Annotated in this window: 12 protein-coding genes; 10 read left to right on the forward strand and 2 right to left on the reverse strand. The window is 53.9% G+C overall.

What is annotated here, in order from left to right; genetic code table 11:
• The first annotated feature begins 234 nt into the window (after positions 1 to 234).
• The gene (locus ACIP6T_RS11125) at positions 235 to 1,089 is read left to right on the forward strand and encodes a PA4780 family RIO1-like protein kinase (RefSeq protein WP_400456953.1); all 855 of its coding nucleotides are present in this window, start codon (positions 235 to 237) and stop codon (positions 1,087 to 1,089) included.
• Here the strand turns inward: ACIP6T_RS11125 and ACIP6T_RS11130 are convergent.
• Positions 1,056 to 1,973 carry a LysR family transcriptional regulator gene (locus ACIP6T_RS11130; protein ID WP_400456955.1) on the reverse strand — a complete coding sequence of 306 codons (918 nt, stop codon included), beginning with the start codon at positions 1,971 to 1,973 and terminating at the stop codon, positions 1,056 to 1,058. The two genes, ACIP6T_RS11125 and ACIP6T_RS11130, sit on opposite strands and share 34 nt — an antisense overlap.
• Positions 1,974 to 2,080: 107 nt before the next feature.
• Here ACIP6T_RS11130 and ACIP6T_RS11135 point away from each other — a divergent pair, with 107 nt between their 5' ends.
• From ACIP6T_RS11135 to ACIP6T_RS11145, 3 genes are all read left to right on the forward strand, one after another.
• Positions 2,081 to 3,400 carry a serine hydrolase domain-containing protein gene (locus ACIP6T_RS11135; protein ID WP_400456957.1) on the forward strand — a complete coding sequence of 440 codons (1,320 nt, stop codon included), beginning with the start codon at positions 2,081 to 2,083 and terminating at the stop codon, positions 3,398 to 3,400.
• 180 nt (positions 3,401 to 3,580) lie between these two features.
• Positions 3,581 to 3,937 carry a hypothetical protein gene (locus ACIP6T_RS11140; RefSeq protein WP_064739688.1) on the forward strand — a complete coding sequence of 119 codons (357 nt, stop codon included), beginning with the start codon at positions 3,581 to 3,583 and terminating at the stop codon, positions 3,935 to 3,937.
• Between the two features lie 121 nt (positions 3,938 to 4,058).
• Complete coding sequence (locus ACIP6T_RS11145) at positions 4,059 to 4,718, forward strand: epoxyqueuosine reductase QueH (RefSeq protein WP_097096347.1); 660 nt, start codon at positions 4,059 to 4,061, stop codon at positions 4,716 to 4,718.
• A gap of 136 nt (positions 4,719 to 4,854) precedes the next feature.
• On the opposite strand, the gene mgtA is transcribed toward ACIP6T_RS11145, so the two are convergent.
• Positions 4,855 to 7,578 carry a magnesium-translocating P-type ATPase gene (mgtA, locus tag ACIP6T_RS11150; protein ID WP_400456960.1) on the reverse strand — a complete coding sequence of 908 codons (2,724 nt, stop codon included), beginning with the start codon at positions 7,576 to 7,578 and terminating at the stop codon, positions 4,855 to 4,857.
• 794 nt (positions 7,579 to 8,372) lie between these two features.
• Here mgtA and ACIP6T_RS11155 point away from each other — a divergent pair.
• From ACIP6T_RS11155 to speG, 6 genes are read left to right on the forward strand one after another with little or no spacing between them, the layout of a single operon-like run.
• On the forward strand, positions 8,373 to 9,941 hold the full coding sequence (locus tag ACIP6T_RS11155; protein WP_097096345.1) for an ABC transporter substrate-binding protein: 1,569 nt from the start codon (positions 8,373 to 8,375) through the stop codon (positions 9,939 to 9,941).
• Complete coding sequence (locus tag ACIP6T_RS11160; RefSeq protein WP_400456963.1) at positions 9,941 to 10,993, forward strand: ABC transporter permease; 1,053 nt, start codon at positions 9,941 to 9,943, stop codon at positions 10,991 to 10,993. The genes ACIP6T_RS11155 and ACIP6T_RS11160 overlap by 1 nt, the downstream gene beginning before the upstream one ends.
• On the forward strand, positions 10,990 to 11,847 hold the full coding sequence (locus ACIP6T_RS11165) for an ABC transporter permease (RefSeq protein ID WP_400456965.1): 858 nt from the start codon (positions 10,990 to 10,992) through the stop codon (positions 11,845 to 11,847). Before ACIP6T_RS11160 ends, ACIP6T_RS11165 begins: the two co-directional genes overlap by 4 nt.
• Complete coding sequence (locus ACIP6T_RS11170) at positions 11,837 to 12,670, forward strand: ABC transporter ATP-binding protein (RefSeq protein WP_097096343.1); 834 nt, start codon at positions 11,837 to 11,839, stop codon at positions 12,668 to 12,670. Before ACIP6T_RS11165 ends, ACIP6T_RS11170 begins: the two co-directional genes overlap by 11 nt.
• Positions 12,663 to 13,355 carry an ABC transporter ATP-binding protein gene (locus ACIP6T_RS11175; protein ID WP_400456968.1) on the forward strand — a complete coding sequence of 231 codons (693 nt, stop codon included), beginning with the start codon at positions 12,663 to 12,665 and terminating at the stop codon, positions 13,353 to 13,355. The genes ACIP6T_RS11170 and ACIP6T_RS11175 overlap by 8 nt, the downstream gene beginning before the upstream one ends.
• Entirely contained in the window at positions 13,352 to 13,897 is a 546-nt protein-coding gene (gene speG / locus ACIP6T_RS11180; protein WP_007886431.1) for a spermidine N1-acetyltransferase, read from the forward strand. Before ACIP6T_RS11175 ends, speG begins: the two co-directional genes overlap by 4 nt.
• Positions 13,898 to 13,959 lie beyond the last annotated feature (62 nt).

Here is a 13,959-nt window from a genome sequence, read left to right on the forward strand (position 1 = left end):
AGTCCTGAAAGCCCGCACGGTGTAAACCCTGCGGGCTTTTTTGTGCCTGAATTCTTTGAGACAATCCCATTCAATCAAGACAAAATGGATAAGCATCTAGTCAATCACTGAAAGGCTTCCCATTGAAATTTAAGCATTTTATCAGTGAGCTTGACGACCTGGTTATCCCTTCATTCTGGTATTGCCGTTTGTGTTATTGATACGAAAAGCGGCCGAAATAAGGTATAAAGCCGCATGAAAATTCCAAATAGACTCCAACCCCTCGTTGATGATGGCCTGATCGACGAAGTACTCCAGCGACTGAGAAGCGGCAAAGAAGCTGACGTTTACACCGTCTTAACTGGCGGCAAAATCCAGTGCGCCAAAGTGTATAAAGAAGCCACGCAGCGTAGCTTCAAACAGGCGGTGCATTACCAGGAAGGTCGCAAGGTCCGCAACTCGCGTAATACCCGCGCGATGCAAAAAGGCTCCAAATTCGGGCGCAAGCAACAAGAAGAGACCTGGCAAAGCGCAGAAGTTGATGCATTATTCCGCCTGGCCAATGCTGGCGTACGCGTGCCTCAGCCCTATATTTGCATTGACGGCGTGCTGTTAATGGAGCTGGTCACGGACGCAGAAGGCATGGTTGCGCCTCGGCTGAGTGACGTGATGCTTTCGGAAAAGGACGCCATTACAGATTTCGACACCATGATTCGTAACATCGTGCGCATGTTGTGTGCAGGCATTGTGCATGGCGATCTGTCGGAGTTTAACGTGTTGCAAGACGCCAACGGGCCGGTCATCATCGACCTGCCACAAGCGGTCGATGCCGCTGCCAATAACCACGCCGAATCGATGTTTGAGCGCGATGTTAATAACATCACCGCTTACTACGGTCAGTTTGCACCGCAGTTATTGCAAACACGCTATGCGAAAGAAATCTGGCAGCTATATGAAGATGGAAAACTAACGCCAGAAACGCCGCTTACCGGTCTCTTCTTCGAGGAAGTGCACGAGGTTGATGTGGATTCGCTGATGGATGAAATCATTGCAGCCGAGGATGAGTTCTACGAACGTCAGCGCGCAGCAAAGGAACGTGAAGATGAATAAATACTGCGCCAGATTTCAGGCAAACTTGCAATGAACGCCTGGGCGACGGCATTTTTGTTGCCGCCAGGATTCCACAACGTCACCATCGTAATATTCAACCCCTGATTGCCCACTTCAGTGCACAATATCTGCACATCATGCCATTGCTGCGCCTGAAAATGCGTCGGCAAGAATCCCCAGCCTGCACCTCTTTCCAGCAATTGCTGCAGAATGGCACGATCGTTAACGAACAGTGATTTGCCCGAGATTTGCAATCGTCGGCTAACTTGTTCATCGCTGACGTGATGCATCACCAGCTGCGGAACCAGCGAAAGATTGAGGAGCGTCACCGGCTGAGGTTGATCATTAAACAATCCCCTGGCAGCGTAGAAATTGAGTTCGACGGTTCCCAAAGCCTGCCACTCCATCTCATTACCCAACGTTCGATGCTGTGCCTGGCAAATGGCAACATGTGCTTGCCCATTTTTAAGCGCCCTTTCAGCCTCGTCACGTGTGCCGCTCCATGCGCTGAACCGGATTTTATTCGCTGCCATATGTTCAATTAAGGCACGGAGAAATGCGTGCGGCACGAATGGATCGTAAACCAGCACTAACTCTTCTTCGACTGCGGCAGGTAGACCACGTGCAAACGATTCAAATGCCTGCGCCTGACGAAGAAAAAGATGTGCCTGGCGATGCAGCTGTTGGCCGTTGTCAGTCAGGCGCAACCTGCGCCCCTCCCGAAAGAACAGCGTATAACCCAGTGCATCTTCCAGATAATCCAGCAGGTCACGCACCGTAGTGCGGTCCTTTCCCAGCAGCTGAGCAGCTTTCGACACGCTGCCAGTTTCAGCGATCATGGCAAACGCTTCAATTTGCGAAAATGAATAGCGTAAAGCAGACATACAACGCTCCAATAATTGAGGGGATTATCCCCCTTTGAATGATTTTATCAGGGGATAAACCATTCATATACTGCTACGCATTCATTCCTGAAATGGTAGAAAACATAATGAGTAAACGTCTTTTACAACCGATGCTGCTGGCCGCCTCACTGAGCACTCTTACTTTGTCATTCGCTTCACCTGTCTTCGCGGCGGAAACGCAAAACTGTGGTGGCGTGATGCTCGCGTCTTGCCCGCAGCCTTTTGATAAAAAGCTGCCGGATCCCCATCAGATGTTGAGCTGGAGCCAGGCGGATCGCGTGGTAGGATTTCGTAATGATTACCGCAATTACGCGGGTGATGTTTTTCATCACGGCGAGTCAACGCCGTTAAAAACGGCCAACCAGTCACTAAGCAACGCCAGCTATACCTTCAACGGCAAAAACTATTCGTTGCAAGATTACCTGAAACGGGAAAATGTCAGCGGTATGCTGGTGCTGAAAAAGGGTCAGATCGCCTATAAATATCTGGGTGAAGGTAATAGCGATCACACGTTATGGACTTCGCGCTCCGTGGGAAAATCCGTGGTTTCAACGTTAGTGGGCATCGCCATCAAACAGGGTAAAATCCATTCACTTAACGATCGCGTCACCGATTATGAGCCGGACCTAAAAACAACCGCCTGGAATGGCGTGACGCTGAAGCAACTGATTCAACATACTTCAGGTGTCGCCTGGAATGAGGATTACACCAATCCTGACTCTGACTTTGCGCATCTGACGCAGTGCGAAGCACGTCCAGGTACCTATGATTGTGTACGAAGCATCATCAAGCAGTTGCATCGGGCCCACCCGGCCGGAGAATCGTGGTCGTACTCATCCGGTGGTGCGTGGCTGCTTGGTGACGTACTGGAAAAAGCGACTGGCATGTCTATCGCAGCGTGGCTTGAGCAAAGTCTCTGGAAACCTTACGGCATGGCAAGTGATGGCGTCTGGCACGCCTATGAAAAAGGAAAGCACGACGTTGGCGCGCATGGCTTTAACGCCACGCTGGAAGACTGGGGCCGCTTCGGTTTATTCATCATGAATAATGGTCGTTTGCCGAATGGTCAGCAAATGCTGCCCGACGGCTGGCTGGATGAGGCATCCAGCTGGACGCAGGCGCGCAATTCGGTGTCAGCCGCCCATCCTGATGGCACCTATGGTTATCAGTGGTGGAACAACGCCGTTGCCGCCAATGCGCATAATGTTTCACCCAGCGCTGATAAATCGCTGAAAAATTCGCTGTGGGCACTGGGTATTTATGGTCAGGTGATTATGGTCAATCGTGCTGAAAAGCTGGTTATCGTGCAGTGGTCGACCTGGCCTGAAGCGGAGCCGAAAATGAATGCTCAGCCGCTGGAAGCCGCACTCATGTACAGCGCGATTGCGCAGCAGTTAGCGGACTGAAACTTTTGAGCCATCACCAGGATGGCTCTGTTTTCTCTTCGATGACCTAAAATGCTATGTATGCGTGATTTTCCCACCGAAACTAGACCTTTTTCATTCCTGGTTTATTCTTAAATCTTTCCATCGTGGCTTATGCCAGGATGAATACCTGAGACGACATATTTCATGAAAGAGGGAATTATGAAAAAGACAATTATTGCAGTATCGGCTCTTCTGCTGGCTTCTTCGGCTTTTGCCGCCACTACACATGCAACTGATGAAACCGTCGCTAACGCGCAGGCTGGCGCAAACACTGCCAAAGAGAAACTGCATCAGGCGCAGAACGAAGGCAAAGAGCAGCAGCTGAAAGCTAAGCATGCCGCAGAAGGTAAAAGCGATAACCTGAGCAGCAAAGCAAGTGAAGGTACGCAAAAGGCCTGGAACAAAACCAAAGAAGGCTCTGAAAAAGGTTGGGATGCCACTAAAGAAGGCACCCAGAAAGGCTGGAATAAAACCAAAGAAGGTGCCAGCGATCTGAAAAAGAAAGTTAGCGAATAACTTTCCACGCTCCACAATGAGGCCGCGACAGCGGCCTTTTTTAATGTCTTCTTCTGCCCTTTTGCATCTTCCATCCAATCCCCTTAGACTTTACCCATCACCCAATCAACCCGTTCCTCTTATGTCTGACACCTTTAAACGCCAGCCGCTGCCCTTACCCAATGGCCACAATAAAGTGCTGCTGCACTCCTGCTGTGCCCCCTGCTCGGGCGAAGTGATGGAAGCGATGCTGGCTTCCGGCATTGACTACACCATTTTCTTCTACAACCCGAACATTCATCCGCTGAAAGAGTATGAGCTACGCAAAGAGGAGAACATCCGCTTTGCCGAACAGTTTGGCGTGCCGTTTGTTGATGCCGATTACGACAAAGATAACTGGTTTGAACGTGCGCGTGGCATGGAGTGGGAGCCGGAGCGCGGCGTGCGATGCACCATGTGTTTTGATATGCGCTTTGAGCGTACCGCGCTGTATGCGCATGAAAACGGCTTCCCGGTAATCACCAGTTCTCTCGGCATTTCGCGCTGGAAGAATATGCAGCAGATTAACGACTGCGGTGTTCGTGCCGCAGCCCACTATCCTGACATGCTTTATTGGGAGTTTAACTGGCGCAAAGGCGGGGGATCGTCACGCATGATCGAAATCAGCAAGCGTGAACGTTTCTATCAGCAGGAGTATTGCGGCTGCATTTATTCGCTGCGCGACAGTAATCGACATCGCGTTGCCAGCGGTCGCGAGCGCATTGAAATTGGCGTGCAGTATTACCAGCCAGACGAAGAGTAAAATAAAGGGCAGGAAATCCTGCCCTTTATTTTTGTTAACGAAACACCAGCGTTAATACCACGATGATCACCATCATTAAGATCAGATGGAACACCACCTTATTGAGATTCCGGTTCCGCATATCGTCTCCATGTGCTTAAAACCACTGACCGAAACGCTTGATGTAGAGCATTTTCATGCCCTGCGCGACCACGCAGTAGCCGAGAAGCGTTGCCACCAGCCATGGGAAGTAGGTCCACGGCAGCGGCACTAAACCCACCATGGTGCCAAGCGGCGAGAACGGCAGCAGAATACCGGCGATCATCACACATGCGGTAGTCAACAGCACCGGCAGCGCAGCACGGCTCTGAATGAACGGAATCTTCTGCGTGCGCAGCATGTGCACCACCAGCGTTTGTGACAGCAAGCCTTCAATAAACCAGCCTGACTGGAACAGCGACTGCATTTCTGGCGTATTCGCCGCAAATACGTACCACATCAGCGCAAAAGTGGTGATATCAAAAATTGACGATGTTGGCCCAATCCACAACATAAAGCGTTTGATATTACGCGCATCCCATTTGCGTGGTTTACGCAGGAATTCGCGGTCCATTTTGTCCCACGGCAGCGCCAGCTGGGACAGATCGTACATCAGGTTCTGGATCAGCAGATGAATCGCCAGCATCGGCAGGAACGGAATAAAGGCGCTTGCGACCAACACCGAGAACACATTGCCAAAGTTAGAACTGGCGGTCATATTCAGGTACTTGATGATATTGCCGAAGGTTTCGCGTCCTTTCATTACGCCCTCTTCCAGCACCATCAAATCCTTCTCCAGCAGAATGATATCGGAAGATTCTTTCGCGATATCGGCCGCGCTATCGACGGAAATCCCCACATCGGCATCACGCAGCGCTGGCGCATCATTAATGCCATCACCCAGGAAGCCAACGGTATGTCCCTGCTGCTGCAACGCACGCAGGATGCGAGATTTCTGTAGCGGCGTGAGTTTAGCGAAGACGGAACTTTGCGCCGCCGCGGCCGCCAACTGCTCGTCACTCATCAGGGCAATTTGATCGCCGGTAACAATCGCACCGCTATCAATGCCAACCTGCTGGCAGATGCGCGCCGTCACCACAGGATTGTCGCCGGTTAATACTTTAACGCTGACGCCATTTTCACGTAGTGCGCCGATCGCTTTAGCCGCGCTCTCTTTCGGCGGATCGAGGAAGGTCAGCAGCCCTTCAACGGTTAATCCCTGTTCATCCGCCACGCTTAGCGGCTGCTGTAAACCAGGCTCCGCCAGCACGCGACTGGCCACCAGCAGCACCCGGAAGCCCTGTTCATTATATTGATGCGCCAGCGCGAGCAGTTCTGCACGGCGCGTTTCGTTCAGCGGCTGTACCAGCTTGCCTTCACGCTCGGCGGTGGCGATGCTCAGCATCTCTTCCACCGCCCCTTTGCAGATCAGCATCTGCTGATTCAGGCGACGATCGCGTACCACCACCGATACGCGACGACGGATGAAATCAAACGGCAGTTCATCCACTTTGATGTAGCTGTCGCCCACCGCCTCGCTGACGCGGTTTTTGCCATACTGCAAAATGGCACGATCCATCAGGTTCAGCGTGCCACTTTGATAGTGGCTGTTGAGCCAACTCAGCATCAGCACACGTGAGTTTTCTACTCCAGCACAATCCAGATGATGCTCGAGAATAATGTTGTCCTGCGTCAGCGTGCCGGTTTTATCGGTACACAGGATGTCCATCGCGCCTAGGTTTTGAATCGCGTTCAGGCGTTTGACGATCACTTTGCGGCGTGACATGGCAATCGCGCCTTTCGCCAAATTGGAACTGACGATCATCGGCAGCATTTCCGGCGTCAAACCTACCGCCACTGCCAGCGCAAACAATGAGGCGTCCAGCCAGTCCCCTTTGGTTAGGCCATTAATCAACAGAACGATCGGCACCATCACCAGCATGAAGCGGATCAGCAGCCAGCTGACGCTGTTAACACCGCGGTCAAAGGCGGTTTGTGAGCGGTTACCAACAATCGATTTCGCCAGACTGCCGAAGTAGGTTTCGCTGCCGGTCGCCACCACCACGGCTTTGGCGCTGCCGCTGGAGACGTTGGTGCCCATCAGGCATACGCTGCCCAATTCCAGCAGTGAAGCGCCCTGCTCGCTGGTGCTGCTACTTTTGCTGGTGACATTGGCCGTGACGTCATACTTTTCAACCGGCAAAGATTCGCCGGTCAAAATCGCCTGGCTGATAAACAAATCGCGCGAATCCAGCAGACGCACATCGGCAGGAACTAAATCCCCTGCGGAAAGATAGATAATGTCGCCCGGTACCAGTGTGGCGATATCCACTTCCTGTTTAACAGGCGGTTCCTGCGCCGATTCGCGACGCAGCACAGTAGCGGTGGTGCGCACCATGGATTTCAGCGCCTGCGCCGCTTTGTTGGTGCGGAACTCCTGCCAGAAACGCAGCAAACCGCTGAGCGTTACCATCGTCACAATGATGATGACACCGGTCAGATCGGTCTCCTCCCCCTTGCGCAGCGGCAGCCAGTAATCGGTGAAAAAGCTCACCAGCGCCAGCGCCATCAAAACATAGATAAACGGGTTGTTGAACGCTTGCAGCAGTTGCACCAGCGCCGGCGGCGCTTTGTCATGTTCCACCTGATTACGGCCATACACCGCTAAGCGCGCTTCGGCTTCACGCTCATTCAGGCCAAGCGCATCGCTGCGCAGGCGTACCAGCGTTTCATCGGCGGTAAAACCGGCTTCATCTTCAATCAGATAACGAGGGTTTTTTTGACGCGGCTGGCGCGTAGTGTTCCAGGCTTTTTTGTCCTGGTTGAGTTTCATGTCAGTCATGATGACATTCCTCTTTTTTACGGCAATAAATATCCCTGCGTGCCGGGCACACAAAAAGGGGGAATTAAATTAACGCTTAAGCGTTGTTAAATTAAAAATAACCTGTCGGGAATTTCCATATCACCTCCCGGAAATTAATGGCGGATCGACGTCCTCGTTAAATAACGAGTCATTATTAATGACGATGGAAAACACCACGCAATAAGTCAGTAACAACCTGACTCGTGCGCAGGGAAATTTAGCACGCTGAGATTCAGCGCGCGCATCGAGGCGGAGGGAAAAGTGCGTTTAAAATCATGTGCATGATGCTATTCCCACGGGCTTTAGCCCGCTACAGTGTAGTATAAGAGGGAACAATCATCAGAAAAAGGAGGATTGCTGCCCGCCATAGTGGCAAGCAGCGACAAAAGAATTCGCGCGTCAGCTTGCCTTGTGTTGCCATCTAAAAGGGTGACTGTCCAACTGAATTCTCCTGCTTTGAAATTGCGGCTATTATATTCCTGGCAAAGGCGAAGTAAAGTTAATTATCTGTAACTCAACACTCATTTAAATTCCGTTGTAGTTGAGTTGATATTAACTATTCCGGTCGCCATTAATAGCGACCCTACAAGGAAATTTGTTTTTCGTAGGGTGCGCATTTATGCTCACCGGGCAAACAGCTTTAGGTCTAGAACAAGCCTTATAACTGAACCACACGACTTAGACCATTAATGCATATGCATAGCCTCAAATTGACTATTCTTCACTGCCGCGCTCTCGTAAACTCGCGTTACTTTTTAAGGCAAGGAAACAACATGAAAAAAATCATTCCCTCACTGCTGGCGCTATCGCTGGCGGCCGCCTTCTCGGTTCAGGCAGCAACACCAAAAGATACTCTGGTTATTGCGCAGTCAACGGATGATGCCGATAGCTTCGATCCCGCCCAGGGCTTTGAGCTCACGACGGTGCAAGCGTTCACTAACATCTATCAACGTCTGGTTCAGTCCGATCCCACTAATCCCACCGATTTGCAGCCAACGCTGGCCACCTCCTGGAAAGCCGGCGATGATAATCGCAGCCTGACGTTTGAACTACGCAAAGGCGCACAGTTCGCCAGCGGCAACCCGCTGCGTCCGGAAGACGTCATCTTCTCACTCGGTCGCGTAGTTAAACTGAACCTCGATCCCTCCTTTATTCTTACCCAGCTCGGCTGGAATAAAGACAATGTTGATACCTTCCTGAAAAAGGTCGATGACAATCATGTACAGATTAGCTGGAGCGCCAACGTCAGCCCGGCCTATGTACTGAGCCTGCTGTCTGCGCCAGTCTCCTCAATTGTGGATGAGAAAACCGCGCAGGCGAATGCGAAAAACGGCGACTTTGGCCACGCCTGGCTCGGCACCCATTCGGCCGGCAGCGGCCCGTATCAGATTCGCAAAGTGGTGCTGCATGAAGCGATTCTGCTGGCGGCGAACCCAACCTCTCCAGCGGGCGCACCGAAGCTGAAAAATATCCTGATCAAAAACGTGCCGGAACCGGCTGCGCGTCGCCTGCTGCTGGAACAAGGTGATGTGGATATCGCACGTAACCTTGGTGCCGACCAGATTGCCTCATTAAAAGGCAAAGCGGGCGTGAAGACGGAAGCCATTCCTATGGCGTCGCTCTATTACATTCAGTTCAATACCGGCGATAACCCGGTGTTGAAAAACCCGGCACTGTGGGAAGCGGCACGTTACCTGTTCGATTATAAAGGCATCGCCAACGACCTGCTGAAAGGCCAGTTCGACGTGCACCAAACTTTCCTGCCGAAAGGTTTCCTCGGTGCAATTAACGACACGCCATACAGCTACGATCCTGAGAAAGCCAAAGCGATTCTGAAGAAAGCCGGCCTGACCAACGTCAGCTTTACGCTCTCCACCAGCAACCAGCCACCTTATCTCGATATCGCACAGGCGTTGCAGGGCAGCTTCGCTAAAGGTGGTGTGAAAGTAGAAGTGCAGCCGGGCCTGAGTTCGGAAGTCTCTACCCGCGTGAAAGCGCACAAATATCAAGCCACTCTGAACGCCTGGGGCGCGGACTATTTCGATCCGAACACCAACGCCGCTTCCTTCGCCTACAACCCGGAAGATGGCAGTAAAACCGTGGCGTACCGTTCTGACTGGCACATTCCAGAGCTGAACAAGCAAACCCTGGCCGCCACCGCCGAGAGCGATACCAATAAGCGCGTTGAGCTGTATCAGGCGATGCAGCGTGAAGTGCTGAAAAACTCGCCGTATGTGATTGGCTTGCAGGCAAAAAACCTGATTGCGCTGCGCGACAATCTGCAAGGCTATGTGCAGGGCATCAACCCAGACATGGTGTATTACTCGCAGGTTTCTAAGTAATGGCAGTGTCAGCTTCACAGGCCGGGTTCGCCCGGCCGCTCTGGCAACGCGTTAGCCACCTCGTCACCAGCCTGCTTTCTCTGCTGGTGACGCTGCTCGGTTTGTTAGCGTTCACTTTTATGCTGTCGCATCTGTCGCCTGTCGATCCGGTGCAGCAGATCGCCGGCGATCACGCCAGCGAGGCCACCTATGCGCAGGTACGCCACGATCTCGGGCTCGATCAGCCGGTGCTGGTGCAGTTCTGGCGCTATATCAGCCATCTGGCGCGCGGCGACCTCGGCTTGTCGCATCTCACCAATCAACCAGTCAGCGCCGACCTGATGCGTACTTTCCCGGCCACCATCGAATTGGCGACCTGCGCGATGATTTTTGCCGCGGTGTTCGGCATTGCCCTGGCGCTGCTGGCAGCGTGGAAACCGGGTAGCATTATCGACAACATCGCGCGTTTTGTTTCGCTACTCGGCTATTCTGTGCCGGTGTTCTGGCTCGGTTTGCTGGGGTTGCTGCTGTTTTACGCCGTGCTGCACTGGTCGGCCGGACCGGGCCAGCTCGACGACATCTGGATCTACACGCTGGAGCCGAAAACCGGCTTTGTGCTGATTGATAGCTGGATGTCCGGCGATCCCGACATGTTCCGCAATGCGATTGCCCACCTGTGGCTGCCGGTGGTGATTCTTGGTCTGCTGGCGATGGCGGGCATTACGCGCCTGCTGCGCGCTGCGCTGCTGGAAGAGAGCAACAAAGAGTATGTGGTACTGGCGCGCGCCAAAGGCGCCAGCCGCAGCCGCATCCTGCTGCGCCATATTTTCCCTAACGTGCTGGGCACGCTGATTACCGTCATCGCCCTCTCCTACGCCACGCTGCTGGAAGGTTCGGTATTGACCGAAACGGTATTTGCCTGGCCGGGCGTCGGTCGTTATATGACTAACGCGCTGTTTTCCTCTGATGTACCGGCGATTCTCGGCTCGACCTTGCTGATTGGCAGCTGCTTCATTCTGCTCAACGCGCTGGCCGACGCCCTGACCTGGTTAACCGATCCGAGAACCCGATGACTCAACAACTCTCTGAACTGGAAACGCTGCGCCCGCGCCGCCGTCGCGCCCGCGTGACCTCGCTCACTATCGGCCTGACGCTGGTGGTGATTGTGGTGGCGATGGCGCTGTTCGCCCCCTTGCTGGCGCCGTTTGATCCCAATGCGCAGATCATCTCCCAGCGTTTACAAGCGCCGTCGGCGCTGCACTGGTTCGGCACCGATGGCTTTGGCCGCGATTTGCTGTCGCGCGTGATTTATGGTGCGCGCCCGACGTTGCTGCTGGTGTCGCTGATTCTGGTGCTGACCATTCCGGTTGGCCTGCTGGTCGGCATCACTGCCGGTTACGTGGGCGGCTGGACCGAACGCGTATTAATGCGCATCACCGATATCTTCCTGTCGCTGCCGAATCTGGTGATCGCGCTGGCGCTGGTCGCCATGCTTGGTCCTGGTTTGATGAATGGCGCGCTGGCGCTGGCGCTCACCAGCTGGCCGCCGTTCGCGCGTCAGGCGCGTGCCGAAACGCTGGCGCTGCGCCGCAGTGATTATCTTGCGGCCGCGCGGATGCAGGGCATCACCGGCTTGCGCCTGATGTTTGGCCACATTCTGCCGTTGTGTATGCCAACGGCGGTGGTACGCGCCGCGCTGAGCCTCGGCGGTATTATTTTGTCTGCCGCCGGATTGGGCTTCCTCGGCATGGGCGTGCAACCGCCAACCGCCGAATGGGGTTCGATGGTGGCCGAAGGCAGTAAAGTGATTTTCGACCAATGGTGGGTTGCCGCCGCGCCCGGCGGAGCCATTCTGTTCGCCAGCCTGGCGTTTAACCTGACAGGCGATGGCCTGCGCGATCGACTGGATACTCGCCATGCCAAATGACCTGTTAATTGATGTACAAGGCCTGACGATCCGCAGCGATGATGCGCTGCTGGTTGACAATATCGGCTTTCAAATTGGCCGCGAACGCGTTGCGCTAGTGGGGGAATCCGGTTCCGGTAAATCGCTGACCGCCCGCACGCTAATGGGCTTGCTGTCGCCTTCGCTGCAGCTGCAGGCCGACCGTTTGCAGATTGTCGGCACCGATGCATTGAGCCTGCGCGAGCGCGACTGGATCCAGCTGCGCGGCAGTAAAGTGGCGATGGTGATGCAGGATCCAAAATACGCGCTCAATCCCACGCGCACCATTGGCTGGCAGGTGGAAGAGCCGCTGGTGCTGCACCACAAATTGAGCCGCGCCGAGCGCAAAGAGAAGGTGTGTGAAATGCTCGATGCGGTCGGCTTGCCCGATCCGCGTCAGTTAATGAAGCGCTATCCGCATCAACTCTCTGGCGGCATGGGACAACGCGTGATGCTGGCGATCGCCCTGATTACCGATCCCGAATTGCTGATTGCCGATGAACCGACGTCGGCGCTCGATCATGCTATGCGCGATCAGGTGCTGGCGCTGATTCGCCGTTTAGTAGAACAGCGCAATATGGGTTTGCTGCTGATCAGCCACGATCTGCAACAGGTTGCCGAACACTGCGAACGCGTGATGGTGATGTATCAGGGCCGGGTGCTGGATACCTTGCCGGCGTCTGAGCTGTCCAACGCCAGCCATCCTTACACCAGCACGTTGTGGGCCTGTCGTCCGAGCAAAGCCACGCACGGCGAACGTTTACCGGTGCTAGACCGTGCCGCGCTGGAGAGAAATTATGATTGAGTTAGCCAACCTGAGCGTGTCGCACAAGCAAGGTTACGAGCTGCGCACCGTAGTGCACGATGTGTCGCTGCAGGTGGCCGCGGGGGAATGCTTTGGTCTGGTCGGTCCGTCGGGCTGCGGCAAGTCGTCGCTGCTGTGGGTGCTGGCCGGATTGAATCCGCACTGGAGCGGCAGCATGTCGCTGGCAAACACCGTCGTGCAACCGGGCAAAGCGTTTACCGGACAGTTGCGCCGCGATGTGCAGATGGTATTTCAAGATCCATATGCCTCGCTGCATCCACGTCATCGTCTGCGCCGCACCCTGGCAGAGCCGCTGAAAATGCTGAAGCGTGATAATATCGACGATCGTATTAACGCCGGTTTCCGCCATGTCGGGTTGGATCCGGCGCTGGCGGATCGTTATCCGCATCAGCTTTCGGGCGGCCAGCGTCAGCGCGTAGCCATTGTGCGTGCCCTGCTGCTGGAGCCGAAAATCCTGCTGCTGGATGAGCCGACTTCGGCGCTGGATATGTCAGTGCAGGCCGAGATCCTCAACCTGCTCAACGATCTGAAACAGAAAGATGGGTTAACCATGGTGCTGGTCAGCCACGATCCCGACGTGATCGATCACATGTGCGATCGCGCGGCGCGTATGGCACAGGGCCGCATTGTGGAGCAACATTCAACCACAAGGAACACCGTATGACGGTTAAGTTACGTCCGCTGGAGCGGGAAGATTTGCGCTTTGTGCACCAATTAGATAACAACGCCAGCGTGATGCGTTACTGGTTTGAAGAGCCTTATGAAGCGTTTGTCGAGCTTTCCGATCTGTATGACAAACATATTCACGATCAAACCGAGCGTCGTTTTGTCGTGGAGCATGATGGGCATAAAGCGGGTCTGGTGGAGCTGGTCGAAATTAATCACGTGCATCGCCGCGCAGAGTTCCAGATCATTATCGATCCCTCTCATCAGGGCAAAGGATTAGCCACCAAAGCGGCAAAGTTAGCCATGGATTACGGTTTTTCGGTGCTGAATCTCTACAAACTCTATCTGATTGTTGATCAGGAGAATAAGAAGGCGATTCACATCTACACCAAGCTCGGCTTTGAAGTGGAAGGCGTGCTGAAGCACGAATTTTTCATTAATGGCGAGTACCGCAATACTATCCGCATGTGCATTTTCCAGCAGCAATATCTGGCGCAGCATAAACCCGCCACGGCGATGGTGAAACCTACCGCGCAGTGATGACGATTTGGTCGTTATGAATGGCGACCCTACGTTAATGCAGCCGGGTTTTCGTAGGGTGC

Source organism: Pantoea sp. NPDC088449 (genome assembly GCF_044753225.1).
In the GTDB taxonomy this organism is placed as follows: Bacteria; Pseudomonadota; Gammaproteobacteria; order Enterobacterales; family Enterobacteriaceae; genus Pantoea; species Pantoea floridensis.

Coding starts and splice junctions, on each gene's coding strand:
- ACIP6T_RS11125 (WP_400456953.1), top strand. CDS start 235: ATGAAAATTCCAAATAGACTCCAACCCCTCGTTGATGATGGCCTGATC.
- ACIP6T_RS11130 (WP_400456955.1), bottom strand. CDS start 1,973: ATGTCTGCTTTACGCTATTCATTTTCGCAAATTGAAGCGTTTGCCATG.
- ACIP6T_RS11135 (WP_400456957.1), top strand. CDS start 2,081: ATGAGTAAACGTCTTTTACAACCGATGCTGCTGGCCGCCTCACTGAGC.
- ACIP6T_RS11140 (WP_064739688.1), top strand. CDS start 3,581: ATGAAAAAGACAATTATTGCAGTATCGGCTCTTCTGCTGGCTTCTTCG.
- ACIP6T_RS11145 (WP_097096347.1), top strand. CDS start 4,059: ATGTCTGACACCTTTAAACGCCAGCCGCTGCCCTTACCCAATGGCCAC.
- mgtA (WP_400456960.1), bottom strand. CDS start 7,578: ATGACTGACATGAAACTCAACCAGGACAAAAAAGCCTGGAACACTACG.
- ACIP6T_RS11155 (WP_097096345.1), top strand. CDS start 8,373: ATGAAAAAAATCATTCCCTCACTGCTGGCGCTATCGCTGGCGGCCGCC.
- ACIP6T_RS11160 (WP_400456963.1), top strand. CDS start 9,941: ATGGCAGTGTCAGCTTCACAGGCCGGGTTCGCCCGGCCGCTCTGGCAA.
- ACIP6T_RS11165 (WP_400456965.1), top strand. CDS start 10,990: ATGACTCAACAACTCTCTGAACTGGAAACGCTGCGCCCGCGCCGCCGT.
- ACIP6T_RS11170 (WP_097096343.1), top strand. CDS start 11,837: ATGCCAAATGACCTGTTAATTGATGTACAAGGCCTGACGATCCGCAGC.
- ACIP6T_RS11175 (WP_400456968.1), top strand. CDS start 12,663: ATGATTGAGTTAGCCAACCTGAGCGTGTCGCACAAGCAAGGTTACGAG.
- speG (WP_007886431.1), top strand. CDS start 13,352: ATGACGGTTAAGTTACGTCCGCTGGAGCGGGAAGATTTGCGCTTTGTG.